A 16,028-nucleotide genomic window follows, 5' to 3' on the forward strand; every position below is an offset into this window, starting at 1 on the left:
TTCACTTCCGTTCCGGCTCGCCGGCCACGCGCTTGATGTTCGCGCCCAGGCGGTTCAGGTTCTCGACGAAGTGCGGGTACCCGCGGTCGATGTGGAAGACGTCCCAGACCTCGGTGATGCCGTCCGCGCACAGGCCCGCCAGCACCAGCCCCGCGCCAGCGCGGATGTCCGACGCCCAGACCGGCGCGCTCGACAGCCTCTCGACGCCGCGGACCACCGCGTGGTGGCCGTCCGTGCGCGCGTCGCCCGACAACCTGACCATCTCCTCGATGAAGCGGAAGCGCGCCTCGTAGACGTTCTCCGTGATCATCGACGTGCCTTCCGACACCGCCGACAGCGCGACCGCGAACGGCTGCAGGTCGGTCGCGAAGCCGGGGTACGGCAGCGTGACCCAGTCGACGGCCTTCGGGCGCTCGGGCTGGAGCACCCGGAAACCCTTGTCGCCGAACGTTTCGACGTCCGCGCCGGCCAGCTCCAGCTTGTTCAGCACCAGGTCGAGGTGGTGCGGGTTGACCCCGCGCACGGTGATGTCGCCGCGGGTCATCGAGGCGGCGAACGCCCAGGTCGCGCCCACGATCCGGTCACCGATCACGCTGTGCGTCGTCGGGTGCAGCTGCTCCACGCCGTGCACGGTCAGCGTCGAGGTGCCGGCGCCGTCGATCTTGGCGCCCATCTCGACCAGCATCGTGCAGATGTCGACGATTTCGGGCTCGCGCGCGCAGTTGTCGATCACCGTGGTGCCCTCGGCCAGCACGGCGGCCATCAGGATGTTCTCGGTCGCGCCGACGCTCGGGAAGTCCAGCCAGATCTGCGCGCCGACCAGCGTCTCGGCCTTCGCGACGACGCAGCCGTGCTCGATGGTGCTCGTCGCGCCCAGCTTGCGCAGGCCGTTCTGGTGCATGTCCAGCGGGCGCGAGCCGATCGCGTCGCCGCCCGGCAGCGCCACGACGGCCTGCTTCAGCCGGCCGACCAGCGGCCCCAGCACGCAGACGGACGCGCGCAGCTTGCCCATCGCGGCCGAGTCCGCGCGGTGCGACAGCTCGGCCGGCGTCGTGATGGTGGCGGTGTCGCCCTCGATGACGACCTCGCAGCCGACGCTCCGCAGCACGTCGCCCATCAGCGGGACGTCGAGGATCTGCGGGCAGTTCGTGATGGTCGTGGTGCCCTCCGCGAGGAGGGCGGCGGCCATCAGCTTCAGCACGCTGTTCTTGGCGCCGACCACGTCGACCTCACCGACCAGCCGGGCTCCGCCATGCACGTCGAAGTGCTCGCTCATGGCCGCCAATCATGCCCTCTCGCCCGGATTCGGCCCGGGCGGGGGCCGCTATGGTGGGGTTCATGGTCGTTCGCATCAACCGCGTGTACACGAAGGTCGGCGACAACGGCACGACCGCGCTCGGCGACGGGTCCCGCGTGCCGAAGACGTCCCCGCGGCTGGGCGCCTACGCGGACACGGACGAGACGAACTCGGTGCTCGGCCTGGCGATCGCGGTCGGCGGGCTGCCTGCCGAGGTGACGGACGTGCTGCGCTCGGTGCAGAACGACCTCTTCGACGTCGGGGCCGACCTCTGCCTGCCGATTTCCGACGACCCGCCGTACCCGCCGCTGCGGATCACCGAGAAGTACGTCGAGCGGCTCGAGGGCTGGTGCGACGAGTTCAACGAGCGCCTGCCGAAGCTGACGTCGTTCATCCTGCCGGGCGGCACGCCGGGCGCGGCGTTCCTGCACCAGGCCCGGACGGTGTCCCGACGCGCGGAGCGGTCCGCGTGGGCGCTGTACGAGGCAGAGCCGGAGACGACGAACCCGGTGGCGCTGAAGTACCTGAACCGGCTGTCGGACCTGCTGTTCATCCTCTCCCGGCTGGCCAACCCGGACGGCGACGTCCTGTGGCAGCCGGGCGGACAGGCCTAGATCCCCCAGCTCTGCCGCAGCGACCCCAGCGCCTCGTGAAAGCCGGGGAAGGTCTTCTTCACGCAGTCCGGATCGTCCAGGGTCACGTCGTCGACCAGCAGCCCCGTGATGCTGAACGCCATCGCGATCCGGTGGTCGCGGCGGCACGACACCAGCGTGCCAGTGGGGCGTCCGGGCTGGATCTCGATCCAGTCGCGTCCGGTTTCGACCTCGATGCCCATCGCGCGGAGGTTCTCCTCGCACGCGTCGAGCCGGTCGCACTCCTTGATGCGGGTGTTGTAGACGTCCTCGATGCGCACCGGGCCGGACGCGAAGGGCGCGATCGCGGCCAGGGTCGGGACGGTGTCCGAGATGTCGCGCATGTTCACCGTGATCCCGCGCAGGCCGTCCGACGGTCCCGCGACCGTCACCGAGTCCGGCGCCAGGTCGACGTGCGCCCCCATCTCCCGCAGCACGTCGGCGAACTTCACGTCGCCCTGCAGGGCGTCCGAGCCGAGGCCCGGGATGGTCACCGTGCGGCCGGTGACCGCCGCCGCGGCCAGGAAGTAGCTCGCCGTCGACGCGTCCGGCTCCACCGGGTACTCACACGCCTGGTACGGCTGCGGCGGGACGACGAACGTCTTCCCCTCGCGGCGGACGTCGACGCCGAAGCGGCGCATCATCTCCAGCGTGATCTCGACGTACGGCACCGACACGAGGTCGGTCACCGTGATCCGCAGGCCCTCCGCGGTCAGGGGCCCGACCAGCAGCAACGCCGTCAGGAACTGCGACGACAGGCCCGCGTCCAGGGTCAGCTCGCCGCCCTTGATGCCGTTCGCGCGGACCGTCAGCGGGTGGTGGCCCGGCTCGCCGCGGAACTCGAGGTCGACACCCAGCTCCTGCAGGGCGTCGGTCAGCGGCCCGAGCGGGCGGCGGCGCATCTGATCGGAGGCGTCGAAGCGGAACGTGCCGGTGCCGGCCGCGGCGAGCGCGGGCAGGAACCGGGCCGTCGTGGCGCCGTCGCGGCAGAAGACGTCCGCTTCGGCGACACCCGGGCCCGACGGACGGCCCTCGATGGTCCACGCGTCCGGCTGCCTGTCGACGCGGTAACCGAGCTTCACGAGCCCCTCGGCGAAGCCTTCGGTGTCGTCCGAGTGCAGCGGACGGCCGAGCACGGTCGTGCCGTGCGCGGCGGCGGCCAGGAACAGGCCTCGGGCGGTGACGGACTTGGAGCCGGGGATCTCGACGAGAGTCACGTCTTGAGTCTACGGAGTGCCCGAAACCCGGAACTCACGTGATCGGGAGCGTAACTCGCGTGATTGAGCGCGTAACTCGCGTGATTGAAGACGTGACTCGCGTGATTGGAGGCGTCAGGAGGCGCGCGGGAGGCGTCGGCCGGGTGGGGCGGACTCGAGCCAGGAGAGGAACCCGGTGAGCGCGCCCGGCCCCATCGCGATTTCGATCGCTTCCTGGGTCTCGGACTCGCAGCGCAGCACCGTCGAGCCTTCGGGAACGGCGTAGGCCTCGCTGCCGGAGGGGTCGCGGCGGTCGGCGATCTGCATGCTCTCGCGCTGGAAGACGCGGTCCGGGCCGCTCCGCAGGCTCCACACCCGGTACCAGACGAACTCGTCGCCCTCGTAGCGGCCCAGCCCCAGGTGCCAGCTGGCACGCGGGCTGTCCGGACGCCATCGCAGCGCGACGCTCACGCCACCGCCGCGGCGCATCCGGATCCAGCGCTGGCCGTACCAGGCGGCCAGCACCGCGAGCACGACCGGGAGCCCCACTGCCACCAAGGTGATCTCCACGGCCCGGCTCCTGCCCGTCTCGCGCTCAGGCCGACTGACCCGCCGCGCGAAGCTGGGCCGAAGCCCTCGCCCGCTCGGTCTCGTCGTCGCCGGTCAATGCTGCCTTCGCCGCTTCGACGTCGATCTCGTCGGAGAGTTCGGCGCTCTCGGCGAGGATGCTCACCCCGGTGCCGGTCACGGAGAGGAACCCGCCGTGGACGGCCGCGCAGACCGTCTCACCGTCGGTGGTCGTCACCTTGACCACGCCACCCTCGACGAGCTGCCCGAGCACGGGTTCGTGACCGGCCATGATGCCGATCTCACCCTCGGTGGTCTGGGCCACCACGAAAGTGGCAGTACCCGACCAGAGACGGCGCTCGACGGCCACCAGCTCCACGGACATCTCAGCCACGTAGCACTCCTTCGCTCGGGGTGTTACCACCGAGTGTAATAGGTCTGTCCTGAGGTACGAGAACGGCGGGGGCTCGAGTCCATAGTGGACACCGCCCCCGCCGCACCCGGGAGATCACTTCTTGGTGATTTCCTTGTACTTCTTCTCGAGGTCCTCGAGGCCACCGATACCCAGGAAGGCCTGCTCCGGGTAGTGGTCGAAGTCACCCTTGGAGATGCGGTCGAACGACTCGATGGTCTCCGAGAGCGGCACCGTCGAGCCCGGGATCTGCGTGAACGCCTCGGCGACCAGCATGTTCTGCGACAGGAACCGCTCGATGCGGCGCGCGCGCTGAACGGTCAGCTTGTCCTCTTCGGAGAGCTCGTCCATGCCGAGGATCGCGATGATGTCCTGCAGTTCCTTGTACTTCTGCAGGATCCGGATGACCTCGGAAGCCACGCGGTAGTGGTCCTCACCGACGATGGCCGGGTCGAGGATCGTCGACGTCGACGCCAGCGGGTCCACCGCCGGGAAGATGCCCTTCTGGAACACCGACCGGGAGAGCTCGGTGGTGGCGTCCAGGTGGGCGAACGTCGCGGCCGGGGCCGGGTCGGTGTAGTCGTCCGCGGGGACGTAGATCGCCTGCATCGAGGTGATCGACCGGCCCCGGGTCGAGGTGATCCGCTCCTGCAGCTGACCCATCTCGTCGGCCAGCGTGGGCTGGTAACCCACGGCCGACGGCATGCGGCCCAGCAGGGTCGACACCTCGGAACCGGCCTGGGTGAACCGGAAGATGTTGTCGATGAACAGCAGCACGTCCTGGTTCTGGACGTCGCGGAAGTACTCCGCCATGGTCAGCGCGGACAGCGCGACCCGCATGCGGGTGCCCGGCGGCTCGTCCATCTGGCCGAAGATGAGGGCGGTGTCGTTGATGACGCCGTCCTCGGACATCTCCAGGAAGAGGTCGTTGCCCTCACGGGTGCGCTCGCCGACGCCGGCGAACACCGAGGTACCACCGAAGTTCCGGGCGACGCGGGTGATCATCTCCTTGATGAGCACCGTCTTGCCGACACCGGCACCGCCGAACAGGCCGATCTTGCCACCCTGGACGTACGGGGTGAGCAGGTCGACGACCTTGAGGCCGGTCTCCAGCATCTCGGTCTTGCCTTCGAGCTGGTCGAAGGACGGCGCGCTGCGGTGGATGCCCCAGCGCTCGAGGTCGTCGCCGTAGCCGGGCTCGTCGAGGCACTCGCCGAGGGCGTTGTAGACGTGGCCCTTGACCTTGTCGCCGACCGGGACCGTGATCGGGCCGCCGGTGTCGGTGACCTCGGCGCCTCGGACGAGACCGTCCTGCGGCTGCAGGGAGATGGTGCGGACGAGGTTGTCGCCCAGGTGGCTGGCGACCTCGAGGGTCACCGTCTTGCGCAGCTGCTCGAACTCGATCTCGACCTTGAGCGCGTTGAACTGCTCGGGAACGGAACCGCGCGGGAACTCGACGTCGACGACCGGACCGGTCACCGACACGATGCGCCCCTTGGCGCGCGGGGCTTCAGTACTGGTCATCAATCATCACTTCCTGCTGCGGTGAGCGCGTTCGCGCCACCGACGATTTCGGAGATCTCCTGGGTGATCTGCGCCTGGCGGGCCTGGTTCATCTCCCGCGTCAGGTTGCCGACCAGGTCGTTCGCGTTGTCCGAGGCGGCCTTCATCGCCGTCCGGCGGGCGGCCAGCTCGGACGCCGCCGACTCGAGGAAAGCCGCGTAGAGCCGCGTGTTGATGTACTTCGGCAGCAGAGCGTCCAGCAGCGTGTCGGCACTCGGCTCGAACTCGTAGCTGGGGAGCAGCTCGCCCGGCTTCGGCTGCTGCTCCTCCTCGCCGTCGGTGTACTCGACCTCCAGCGGCGCGACGCGCTTGGCGACCGGCCGCTGCGTCAGCATCGACACGAACTCGGTGTAGACGATGTGGATCTCGTCGACGCCGGTGATGCCGTCGGTGTTGCCGTGCTCGTCGTCGACGCCGGCCATGAACGACGCGACCAGTGCCTCACCGGCCGCCACCGCGCCGGCGTAGGTCGGCTGGTCGGAGAAGCCCGTCCAGCTGTCCTCGACCGGGCGGTTGCGGAACCGGTAGTAGTTCAGGCCCTTGTTGCCCGTGACGTAGACCTGGGGTTCCTTGCCCTCGGAACGCAGGAGGGCGAGCAGCTCTTCGGTCGCGCGCAGCACGTTGGAGTTGTAGCCACCGCACTGGCCCTTGTCACTGGTCACGACCAGGACAGCGGCCCGCTTCGGGTTCGGGCGCTCGACCAGCATCGGGTGGTCGAGGTTGGCCGCCGCACCGGCCAGCGCCGAGAGCACCTTGGTGATCTCGTCCGCGTACGGCCGGGAAGCGGCGACCTTCGCCCGCGCCTTGGTGATGCGCGCGGTGGCGATGAGCTCCATCGCCTTGGTGATCTTGCCGATCGACTTGGTCGCCTTGATGCGCGACCGGAGTTCCCGGAGTTGTGCGGCCATGAGCTATCAGCTCACTTCTTCGGGGCGGGCTTGTTGACCTTGACGGTCTCGTGCCCGACCTTGTCGGCGTCCATGGCGTCGGCGTCCGCCCCGACCAGGGACTTGCCCTCGGCGGTGGTGAACTCCTTCTTGAACTCGTTCACCGCGGCGACCAGCTTGTCGGCCGTCTCGTCCTCGAACTTGCCCGAGTCGCGGATCGTGCCCAGCACGTCGGAGTGCTTGCGGCGAGCCGAGTCGAGGAACTCGAGGTTGAAGCGGCGGACGTCCTCGACCGGGACCGAGTCGTAGTGGCCGTTCGTGCCCAGCCACACCGTGCAGACCTGCTCCTCGACCGGGATCGGCGAGTACTGCGGCTGCTTGAGCACCTCGTACAGCCGGGCACCGCGCTCGAGCTGCGCCTTCGAGGCGTCGTCGAGGTCCGAGGCGAAGGCGGCGAACGCCTCCAGCTCGCGGTACTGGGACAGGTCGATCCGGAGCGAGCCGGAGACCGACTTCATCGCCTTGACCTGCGCGGCACCACCCACGCGGGACACCGAGATGCCCACGTCGATGGCCGGGCGCTGGCCGGCGTTGAACAGGTCCGACTGGAAGAAGCACTGACCGTCGGTGATCGAGATGACGTTGGTCGGGATGTAGGCCGACACGTCGTTCGCCTTGGTCTCGATGATCGGGAGACCGGTCAGCGAGCCGGCGCCCAGCTCGTCCGAGAGCTTCGCGCACCGCTCGAGGAGACGGGAGTGCAAGTAGAAGACGTCGCCGGGGAACGCCTCGCGGCCCGGCGGGCGGCGCAGCAGCAGCGAGATCGCGCGGTACGCGTCGGCCTGCTTGGTCAGGTCGTCGAACACGATGAGGACGTGCTTGCCCTCGTACATCCAGTGCTGGCCGATGGCCGAGCCGGTGTACGGCGCGATCCACTTGAAGCCGGCGGAGTCCGACGCGGGGGCCGCGACGATGGTGGTGTACTCCATCGCGCCCGAGTCCTCGAGGGACTTCTTGACCGCGGCGATCGTCGAGCCCTTCTGGCCGACGGCGACGTAGATGCAGCGGACCTGCTTCTTCGGGTCGCCGGTCTCCCAATTGGCCTTCTGGTTGATGATCGTGTCCACGGCGACGGCGGTCTTGCCCGTCTTGCGGTCACCGATGATCAGCTGACGCTGGCCGCGCCCGATCGGCGTCATCGCGTCGATCGCGGTGATGCCGGTCTGCAGCGGCTCCGACACCGGCTGGCGCTCGACCACCGAGGCGGCCTTCAGCTCCAGCGCGCGGCGGTCGTTGGTCTCGATGTCGCCGAGGCCGTCGATCGCCTGGCCCAGCGGGTTGACGACGCGGCCGAGGTAGCCGTCGCCGACCGGCACCGAAAGGACCTGGCCGGTGCGCTTGACCTGCTGGCCCTCTTCGATGCTTTCGAAGTCACCGAGGATCGCGGCACCGATGGAGCGCGCGTCCAGGTTCAGTGCGACGCCCAGGACGCCGCCGGGGAACTCGAGCAGCTCGTTGGCCATGGCCGAGGGAAGGCCTTCGACGTGGGCGATACCGTCACCCGCGTCGATCACGACGCCAACTTCTTCCCGGCTCACGTCCGGGGCGTAACTCGAGACGTAGTTCTCGATCGCGCTACGGATCTCATCCGAGGAGATCGTCAGCTCGGCCATGTCTTTCCCGCTCTCGCTTCGTTCTTGCCAGTATGCAAAGTCTTGTGTGACCTGGGGCTATGCCCGGGCCAGCCGCCGCCGCAACGCCGCCAGCCTGCCCGCCGCGCTCCCGTCGATGACCTCGTCGCCGACGCGGACGACGAGGCCGCCGCCGAGACTGGGGTCGACCTCGACGTGCAGCGCGATCGCCCGCCCGTAGATGTCGGTCAGCTTGGCGCCCAGCTGGGCGGTCTGCTCGTCGGTCAGGGCACTCGCGCTGGTCACGTAGGCGACCGAGCGCTGACGACGGTCCGCGGCCAGCTTGACCAGCGCGTCGAGCCCGACGCCGAAACCGCGCCCCTTGGCCCGGCGGACGACCTGCTCGACAAGGGTCTCGGTGACCACGTCGACCTTGTCGGCGAACAGCCCGCGCACGAGGTTCCGCTTGGCCTCCGCGGGACCGGCCAGGTCCGACAGTGCGGTCTCGAGCTCCGGGTGGTGGGCCACCACGCGCGCGACCTGGAACAGCTGGGTCTCGACGGCGTCGATGTTGCCGGTCTTCTCGGCCGCGGTGAGCAGCGCGGAGTGCCCGAGCGACTCGAGTCCGTCGACCAGCTGACGAGGGCTGGACCAGCGGCTGCCCGCCACGGCGTCGAGCACCTTGAGGGCCGGTTCGGACAGCTTGCCGCCGAACAGCCGGCGCACCAGCCCGGTGCGTGACTCCGGCGTCGCCGAAGCGTCACTCACCGCCCGGCGCAGGCCGATCTCCCGGTCCAGCAGGTCGACGACGGAGAGCAGCTCGTCGCCGACCGTGGCGGCATCGGCTCCCGCGTCGGCCAGAACCTCGCCGAGGCGTTCCTCGGCGAGGCCGAGCGCTTCACGGCTCGCAGCATGCAGCGTCATCTCTGGTCTACTTCCCCGCTCCGTTGGAGGCACCGGCGGTCTCCAGCTCCGCGAGGAACCGGTCGACGGTGCCGCGGCGGCGCGCCTCGTCCTCGAGCGACTCGCCGACGATGCGGCTGGCCAGCTCGACCGCGTTGCGGCCCATGTCGGCCCGCAGCTCGGCGATGATCTGCGCCTTCTGGGCCTGCAGCTGGGCCTGGCCCTGAGCGACGATGCGCTGGGACTCGGCCTCCGCCTCGGCCCGCAGTTCCGCCTTGATCTGCTCGGCTTCGAGCCGGGCGTCGTCGCGGATCTTCGCGGCTTCGGTGCGGGCTTCGTGCAGCTGGGCCTTGTACTTGGCCAGCGCCTCTTCGGCCTCGGCCTGGGCCCGCTCGGCCTTCTCGATGCCGCCCTCGATCATCTGGGCGCGCTCTTCGTACGCGGCCTCGAAGCGAGGAACGACGTACTTCTTCAGAACGAGCAGCAGGATCACGAAGGCGACGATCCCGAGGATGACCTCGGGAATGTGCGGGATGATCGGGTTGGGCGCCTCTTCGGCGGCCAACACCAAGTCAGTCTTCAGCACGACGTCTCCTTAAGCGATGAGCTGACGAACTCAGGCAGCGGAGGCGATGAAGTAGATGACGATGCCGATCAGGGCCAGCACCTCGGTCAGCACGAAGGTCGAGAAGCCGATGCCCTGCAGCTTGCCCTGCGCTTCCGGCTGACGCGCCGTGCCGTTGATGACGGCGGCGAAGATCAGACCCACACCGATGCCCGGGCCGATCGCGCCCAGGCCGTAACCGATGGCGGCGAGACCGGGGTTGATGTTGACGGCCTGCTCCGCGGCCTGGGCCAGAACGATGTTGCTCACGTGCATTTCCCTTCACTTCGGTCCACGCGCTCGCGCGGATCGGGGGCTTGTGTTCTCAGTGCTCCGACGCCAGTGCGGCGCCGATGTACCCGGCCGACAGCAGGGCGAAGATGTAGGCCTGCAGCACCTGGATGAAGGCCTCGAGGAAGGTCATCAGGATCGCGAAGATGAACGCCACCGGCGAAACGAGCTTGAGCCCGACACCGTCGGTCCCGGTCAGCAGGAAGCTGCCGCCGAGGGTGAACACCATGATGATGAGGTGCCCGGCGAACATCGCGGCGAACACTCGGATGGCGAGCGTGGCCGGCGCGATGAAGAACTTCTGCGCGAACTCGATCGTCGAGAACAGCGGCAGCACGAAGCCCGGGACTCCGGCCGGCGCGAGCTCCTTCTTCAGGTAGCCCTTGAAGCCGTAGCGCTTGAAGCCGACGTAGTGGTAGACCGGGTAGACGACCAGCACCGAAAGCGCGAGCGGGAAACCGATCCGCGCCATGGTCGGGAACTGGAAGAACGGGATGATCCCGAACAGGTTGTTCACCAGCACGAAGGTGAACAGGCCGAGGATCAGCGGGATGAACGGCCTGAAGTCCTTCGAGCCGATCTGTTCCCGCGCGATGTTGTTGCGGCCGAAGTTGTAGACCGACTCGGCGATGAACTGCGACTTGCCGGGGACGACCTTCAGCTTCCGGGACGCCAACACGAAGTAGGCGATGATGATGATCAGCGAGATCACCACGAGCAGCATCGGCTTGGTGAAGCTGCCCCAGTACCCGGAGCCGAACAGAGGCGGCAAGTTGAAGTCCGCCACACCGGGGGGCGTGAAAGTGCCACCCTCGGTCAGTACCAGCGCGCCCACTGGGCTCCTTCCGGTTCTCCCGGCCGGCGTTCACTCCGCCGGGGGAATCGTCACGATCTGGACTTAACGTACCCGATACGTATCGGGACGTCGGAGGCGGCTGCCCCACTGTGCGCTGAACACGCCTTCACGTTCTGCACACGGGGTTCTCGCGTGAACACTGCCCTGCGGTCTACTTCGGACCAGCGGCCGGACGGCGGAACTACACGGTCGCCACACTGCTGATCGCGGTTCGTCTCGGGAAGCGTGCGGCCGAGGCCACCACCCTTGACGCGGACCATACCAGCAGGTCAATCAGTGCCGGACAGGCGTACTCCTAACCAACCGATCAGCCCAGGACTTAGGTCCCGGGTCGTCCCGGGACCCAGGTCCGGCGCGGGCCGGGACCGGCTCGGGAACGCCGCAGGCACCAGCTTCGGCGGGGTCCCGGCGACTGCGGCGAGGTCGGCCCCTGTGGTCCCGGTCACACTCAGGTGGCCGCGCCCGGTTCACCGTCCGTGACCGACGGCTCCGGCGAAGCGGACCGGCGTCAGGACGGGATGATCGTCGGGATCTTGGTCTTGCGGAAGGCGGCGAACTCGGCCGCGGCGGCGACCATGATGGCCACGATCATCGTGATGCCGAGCGACATCGGGTGCAGCGCGGTGACGCCCTTCAGCAGCGTCAGCGCCGCGAAGAGCAGGACGACCTTCACGACGTACCCGCCGAGCGCGATGACCATGACGAACATCGGGTCCTGGCCCGCGCTGAACTTCATCAGCCCCAGCGTCGACAGCGAAGCCAGCAGCGCCAGTACCCCGCCGACGAGCGAGCCGAGGAAGCCGTGCAGGCCGTTCAGGATGCTGAACAACGCGATGCAGACCAGCACCGCGGGCGGGGTCACCAGCAGCGAGGCCTTCGTCATCGCCCGGGCCGCCTGCAGCACCACCTTGGCGTGCGGGTTCTCCTGCTCGTGCGTTTCGGTTTCGCTCACACTGGCTCCCTGCTCGGTTCACCCCGAGTGTAGAGACCCCGGCGGATCAGGTGCCCGGCTGGTTGCGCGAGCGCAGCCGCGGGACGACCGAGACCACCACCGCGAACGCCAGCCCGATCACGATGATCCACAGTGCCGCGGCGTCGTCGAACAGGGTCACCGACACCGCGCCGAACGCGAGGATCCCGGCCCACAAGTAGATCAGCAGGACCGCGCGCCGCTGGGAGTGGCCGATCTCCAGCAGGCGGTGGTGCAGGTGCATCTTGTCGGCCGCGAACGGGCTCTCGCCGCGGCGGGTGCGCCGGACGACCGCCATGATCAGGTCCAGCATCGGCACGAACAGCACCGCCGCCACGACCACCAGCGGCGACAGCAGCGCGATCGCGTCCTTGCCGCTGAACTGCGGGTACGGCACGCGCCCGGACGCCGACGTCGTCGCGCCGGCGAGCATCAGGCCGATCATCATCGAGCCGGAGTCGCCCATGAAGATCTTCGCGGGCTGGAAGTTGTACGGCAGGAAGCCCAGACACGCGCCGGCGAGGGTGGCCGCGATCAGCGCGGGCGGGTAGGTGCCGACGTCGCCGCCGGAGCTGTCGAGCAGGCCGAGGGAGAACGCGCAGGTGGCGGCCGCCGCGATGAAGCCGAGGCCGCCGGCCAGCCCGTCGAGGCCGTCGACGAAGTTCATCGCGTTGACCATCACCACGACCATCACGACGGTGAGCAGCGCGCCCTGGTTCTTGTCGAGCACCAGCACCGAGCCGAACGAGGCGCCGGTGCCGCCCCACGGCACCCAGAACGACACCCACTGCACGCCGAAGATGACCAGGATCCCGGCGCACATGACCTGGCCGGCCAGCTTCGTCCAGGCGTCCAGTTCGAACCGGTCGTCGAGCGCGCCGATCAGCGAGATCACCCCGGCCGCGAGCAGCACGCCGACCGAGTCGAACGAGGCGTCGAAGCCGTGCGACAGCGCCGGCAGCTGGTGGGCCAGCCCCATTGCGCCGGCGACGCCGAGGAAGATGCCGATCCCGCCCATCCGCGGGATCGGGGCGACGTGGACGTCGCGGGCGCGGGGGTTGGCGATCGCGCCGACCCGGATCGCGATCCGGCGGACGACGCCGGTGAGCAGGTAGGTCACGGCCGTCGCGGTCAGCGCGACGAGGATGTACTCCCGGATGGGGAGGAGACCGGATGTGGGCGGCACGGGGACGTCACGCTCGCGGGGTCGGGGTCACCCGCGACACGCTATCGTGTCGCGGAATCCCCCGTGATCCGGCTTCAGGCCAACGATTCCGCGGGCACACCGAGCACCTCCGCGACGGCTCCCTTGCTCACGGCGCCCTCGCGCAGCACCACCGGTTCGGTGCCGGTGAGGTCCACGATGGACGAGGCGACGGGCTCGCCGCTCGACCCGCCGTCGAGGTACACCGCGACCGAGTCGCCGAGCTGTTCCTGCGCCTCCTGCGCGGTGCTCGCCGGCGGGCGGCCGGAGACGTTCGCGCTCGACACGGCCATCGGCCCGACGTCGCGCAGCAGCTCCAGGGCCACCGGGTGCAGCGGCATCCGGAGCATCACGGTGCCGCGGGCGTCGCCGAGGTTCCACTGCAGGCTCGGCGCGTGCGGCAGCACGATCGACAGGTCGCCGGGCCAGAAGGCTTCGATGAGCGCACGGGCCTGGGGCGGCACGCCGAGCACCAGGCCGTCCACAGTGGACCAGGAGCCGACGAGCACGCCGACCGGCATGTCCGGGCCCCGGTTCTTCGCGCGCAGCAGCGCCTGGACGGCGCCCGCGTCGAACGCGTCGGCGCCGATGCCGTAGACCGTGTCGGTCGGCAGGACGACCAGCCTGCTCGACCGCACCGCACCCGCCGCCGCGGCCAGTCCGTCGGCCCGGGTCTCCCGCTTGCTGCAGTCGTAGACCACGCTCATGGCGCCCAAGCGTAGTCCCGCCGCCGGAGGGGCCGTTCGCGGCGTCACACCGTCCCGGCGCCCGGGGGCGCCCCCCGTCTTCCACGCTACCGGCCGGCACCGACGGTTCCCGGCGCTCCCGGTGCGTGCGGCCGGACTTGTCCACAGTGCCGTCCGGACCGTTCACCGCGCCCGCGGCCGGGCGGGCAACCGGCCCGACTTTCGTCGTGGGGCAAGCGGGTGGACCCTCGCTCCGGGGCCGAACCCGGGCACCGGGGCTCAATACGGTCGATCTTCGGGAACCACCACCCGCGGGTTCCCAGCGAAGGAGCCGCAGATGCGTGCCAGAACCTCGAAAGCGCCGGCCCTGCTCGCCGCCGTCACGGTCCTCACCGGGCTGGGCGCGGGCACGGCCGCGGCGGAGCCGCTCACCCGTGACTGGCCCGCCCCGATCGACGCCGCGCACTGGGAGAACCAGGACCACATGACCTGGTCCGACTACCGCAAGGTCCCCGGTACGAACTGGGCCGACCCGAGCCTCAAGGCGACCCAGCGCACCTTCAAGGGCGCCGTCGTCCTCGCCGACTACCCGGACCAGGACTTCGTCGTCACCCGGCCGGCGCGCTCGACCGTGTTCGGCAACCCCTCGCCGGCCGCCGCGGACCTCCCGCGGACGCAGGTCGCGCGGTACTACCAGGACTTCCTCAACAAGCCGGAGGCCCTCAACAACGGCCACACCATCAACGAGTACTGGATGGAGGACTCCGGGGGCCGGTTCGGCGTGCAGCTGACCGCGTTCGGGCCGTACCGGATGCCCGGGAAGTCCTACGAGTACGGCATGGAGTTCCAGCCGAACGCATGCCCGCCCGGCGCGAACTGCGCCCGCGACCTCCGCAAGGACGCCGGGACGCCTGGCGCGCCGACGTCGGCGACACCGCGAAGCAGTTCGACTTCGTCTTCTACCTCTCCGCCGGCCAGGACGAGAGCTCGACCTGGCAGGAGTTCGGCGAGATGAAGTTCGGCACGAAGGAGAACGTGCCCGACAGCTTCGGCCCGCCGAACCACGACCTGCCCAACTACGCCGCCACCCGGTACGTGCCGTGGACGTCGTGGGCGTCGGCCGCCAGCATCTGGCCGAACGCGCAGGACGGCAGCTCGGTGCAGGCCGAAAGCTCCGGCCAGTCGACCTACGCCCACGAGTTCAGCCACATCCTGGGCATCGGCGACAACTACAACAACCCGTTCGGCGTCCCGCCGTCCCGCAGCTACAGCGGGCCGTGGGACATGCTGTCGCGCGGCACGTTCAACGGGCCCGGCGGCCCGCACACGCGGTGGCAGATCCCGGCGACGCAGGGCAGCTCGATGGGCGCCCAGCACCAGCTGCGCAACAAGCTGAAGCTCGGCATCGTCGACCCGGCGGACGTGCTGCAGCTCGACCGGAACGAGCTGGCCACGACCGGGCCGGTGTCGGCCCGCCTCATCGCGCGGGAAGCCGAGGCGCAGCCGGGCGCGTTCACCGGCCTGAACATCAAGCTGACCGGCGGGGACAAGGCGCCGAAGTGCGACCGCGCGAAGGACCCGTTCTGCGACGGCGGCGGCTACGACAACTACACCGTCGAGGTCGTCGACCGGATGGGCTCGGACTCCTTCGCCCCGGACTCCGGCGTCATGATCACCAAGACGAAGAACAAGGACAACGCGCCCTTCGACTGGGTGATCGACGCGAACCCGCAGGACATCGGCATCACCGACTACACGAAGCCGGACGGCACGCCGGTGAAGATCACCATCGGTGACTACCGGCAGCTCGACGACGCCCTGTTCAAGGCGGGCACCGAAGCGGCGAGCCCGTACGAGTACACCGACGAGGCGAACCGGCTACGCTTCCTGATCACGGACCTGGCGCGGGACCGCCGCGGAATCCTGTCGTACACGGTGACGGTGGCCTCTCTGGACGGTTCGGGTGGCCAGGCCCGCGGGGCGGCGCTGACCCCGGCACTCCCGGCCGTCGCCCGCGGCGGGCTCGCGACCTGCGACTTCGGCCTGCTCAACACGGGCTCGGCGCGCGGCGCCCAGGCGCCGTACGACAGCGACACGTACCGGCTGAGCGTGTCGACGGACGCCCGCGGCTGGGCGGTCCGGCTGCCGAACGAGCTGGCGACGGCGAAGTTCGGCGGGCACGTGAAGGTGCCGGCGTACGCGAAGCGCAGCGCCGGAGGCGACCTCGCGGCGCGGGTGAAGCTGACGGCGACGTCGGTGAGCGACCCGTCGAAGACGGCGATGGCGAGCTGCACGGCGTTCGGCTTCTGAGCAGGTCTGCCTCGTTGTC

15 protein-coding genes and 1 pseudogene are annotated in these 16,028 nt (G+C 69.5%); 2 read left to right on the forward strand and 14 right to left on the reverse strand.

Annotation, left to right across the window (positions count from 1 at the left end):
- Window position 1: 1 nt before the first annotated feature.
- A complete protein-coding gene (gene murA, locus AB0F15_RS03170) occupies window positions 2-1,276 on the reverse strand; it encodes a UDP-N-acetylglucosamine 1-carboxyvinyltransferase (protein ID WP_360264319.1) in 1,275 nt (424 codons plus the stop codon).
- A 62-nt stretch (window positions 1,277-1,338) separates the two neighbouring features.
- Here murA and AB0F15_RS03175 point away from each other — a divergent pair, with 62 nt between their 5' ends.
- Window positions 1,339-1,911, forward strand: coding sequence for a cob(I)yrinic acid a,c-diamide adenosyltransferase (locus AB0F15_RS03175; protein WP_360264322.1), 573 nt, complete (start codon window positions 1,339-1,341; stop codon window positions 1,909-1,911).
- Here AB0F15_RS03175 and aroA read toward each other — a convergent pair.
- The 13 genes from aroA to AB0F15_RS03240 form a co-directional block, all read right to left on the reverse strand.
- On the reverse strand, window positions 1,908-3,146 hold the full coding sequence (aroA, locus tag AB0F15_RS03180; RefSeq protein ID WP_360264325.1) for a 3-phosphoshikimate 1-carboxyvinyltransferase: 1,239 nt from the start codon (window positions 3,144-3,146) through the stop codon (window positions 1,908-1,910). The genes AB0F15_RS03175 and aroA overlap by 4 nt on opposite strands.
- Window positions 3,147-3,260: 114 nt before the next feature.
- Window positions 3,261-3,695 carry a DUF2550 domain-containing protein gene (locus AB0F15_RS03185; RefSeq protein ID WP_360264328.1) on the reverse strand — a complete coding sequence of 145 codons (435 nt, stop codon included), beginning with the start codon at window positions 3,693-3,695 and terminating at the stop codon, window positions 3,261-3,263.
- Between the two features lie 25 nt (window positions 3,696-3,720).
- A complete protein-coding gene (locus AB0F15_RS03190; RefSeq protein WP_003102658.1) occupies window positions 3,721-4,086 on the reverse strand; it encodes a F0F1 ATP synthase subunit epsilon in 366 nt (121 codons plus the stop codon).
- A 114-nt stretch (window positions 4,087-4,200) separates the two neighbouring features.
- Window positions 4,201-5,628, reverse strand: a complete 1,428-nt coding sequence (gene atpD, locus AB0F15_RS03195) for a F0F1 ATP synthase subunit beta (RefSeq protein ID WP_360264331.1) — start codon at window positions 5,626-5,628, stop codon at window positions 4,201-4,203.
- Window positions 5,628-6,575 carry a F0F1 ATP synthase subunit gamma gene (locus AB0F15_RS03200; RefSeq protein ID WP_360264334.1) on the reverse strand — a complete coding sequence of 316 codons (948 nt, stop codon included), beginning with the start codon at window positions 6,573-6,575 and terminating at the stop codon, window positions 5,628-5,630. Before AB0F15_RS03200 ends, atpD begins: the two co-directional genes overlap by 1 nt.
- 11 nt (window positions 6,576-6,586) lie before the next feature.
- Window positions 6,587-8,227: a F0F1 ATP synthase subunit alpha gene (gene atpA / locus AB0F15_RS03205; RefSeq protein ID WP_360264337.1), complete on the reverse strand. Its 1,641-nt coding sequence runs from the start codon at window positions 8,225-8,227 to the stop codon at window positions 6,587-6,589.
- A 57-nt stretch (window positions 8,228-8,284) separates the two neighbouring features.
- The gene (locus tag AB0F15_RS03210; protein ID WP_360264340.1) at window positions 8,285-9,109 is read right to left on the reverse strand and encodes a F0F1 ATP synthase subunit delta; all 825 of its coding nucleotides are present in this window, start codon (window positions 9,107-9,109) and stop codon (window positions 8,285-8,287) included.
- 7 nt (window positions 9,110-9,116) lie between these two features.
- The gene (locus AB0F15_RS03215; RefSeq protein WP_360264343.1) at window positions 9,117-9,674 is read right to left on the reverse strand and encodes a F0F1 ATP synthase subunit B; all 558 of its coding nucleotides are present in this window, start codon (window positions 9,672-9,674) and stop codon (window positions 9,117-9,119) included.
- Window positions 9,675-9,704: 30 nt separating this feature from the next.
- Window positions 9,705-9,962 (reverse strand): ATP F0F1 synthase subunit C, encoded by a 258-nt coding sequence (locus AB0F15_RS03220; RefSeq protein WP_026468506.1) that lies wholly within the window; start codon window positions 9,960-9,962, stop codon window positions 9,705-9,707.
- Between the two features lie 55 nt (window positions 9,963-10,017).
- Window positions 10,018-10,818: a F0F1 ATP synthase subunit A gene (gene atpB / locus AB0F15_RS03225; RefSeq protein WP_360264346.1), complete on the reverse strand. Its 801-nt coding sequence runs from the start codon at window positions 10,816-10,818 to the stop codon at window positions 10,018-10,020.
- A gap of 529 nt (window positions 10,819-11,347) precedes the next feature.
- Window positions 11,348-11,791, reverse strand: coding sequence for a hypothetical protein (locus AB0F15_RS03230; RefSeq protein WP_360264349.1), 444 nt, complete (start codon window positions 11,789-11,791; stop codon window positions 11,348-11,350).
- A gap of 46 nt (window positions 11,792-11,837) precedes the next feature.
- Window positions 11,838-12,995 (reverse strand): MraY family glycosyltransferase, encoded by a 1,158-nt coding sequence (locus AB0F15_RS03235; RefSeq protein ID WP_360264352.1) that lies wholly within the window; start codon window positions 12,993-12,995, stop codon window positions 11,838-11,840.
- Window positions 12,996-13,069: 74 nt separating this feature from the next.
- Window positions 13,070-13,720 carry an L-threonylcarbamoyladenylate synthase gene (locus AB0F15_RS03240; protein WP_360264355.1) on the reverse strand — a complete coding sequence of 217 codons (651 nt, stop codon included), beginning with the start codon at window positions 13,718-13,720 and terminating at the stop codon, window positions 13,070-13,072.
- A gap of 316 nt (window positions 13,721-14,036) precedes the next feature.
- On the opposite strand from AB0F15_RS03240, the pseudogene AB0F15_RS03245 reads away from it, so the two are divergent.
- Window positions 14,037-16,009 (forward strand): annotated as a pseudogene (locus AB0F15_RS03245) (M6 family metalloprotease domain-containing protein).
- The last annotated feature ends 19 nt before the right edge of the window (window positions 16,010-16,028 follow it).

The sequence above is a fragment of the Amycolatopsis sp. NPDC026612 genome (genome assembly GCF_040638285.1).
Taxonomy (GTDB): domain Bacteria; phylum Actinomycetota; class Actinomycetes; order Mycobacteriales; family Pseudonocardiaceae; genus Amycolatopsis.

Bases quoted from the DNA above. Each gene is read 5' to 3' on its own strand.
- atpD (WP_360264331.1), bottom strand. From the start codon at position 5,628: ATGACCAGTACTGAAGCCCCGCGCGCCAAGGGGCGCATCGTGTCGGTG.
- AB0F15_RS03200 (WP_360264334.1), bottom strand. From the start codon at position 6,575: ATGGCCGCACAACTCCGGGAACTCCGGTCGCGCATCAAGGCGACCAAG.
- atpA (WP_360264337.1), bottom strand. From the start codon at position 8,227: ATGGCCGAGCTGACGATCTCCTCGGATGAGATCCGTAGCGCGATCGAG.
- AB0F15_RS03210 (WP_360264340.1), bottom strand. From the start codon at position 9,109: ATGACGCTGCATGCTGCGAGCCGTGAAGCGCTCGGCCTCGCCGAGGAA.
- murA (WP_360264319.1), bottom strand. From the start codon at position 1,276: ATGAGCGAGCACTTCGACGTGCATGGCGGAGCCCGGCTGGTCGGTGAG.
- AB0F15_RS03240 (WP_360264355.1), bottom strand. From the start codon at position 13,720: ATGAGCGTGGTCTACGACTGCAGCAAGCGGGAGACCCGGGCCGACGGA.
- AB0F15_RS03175 (WP_360264322.1), top strand. From the start codon at position 1,339: ATGGTCGTTCGCATCAACCGCGTGTACACGAAGGTCGGCGACAACGGC.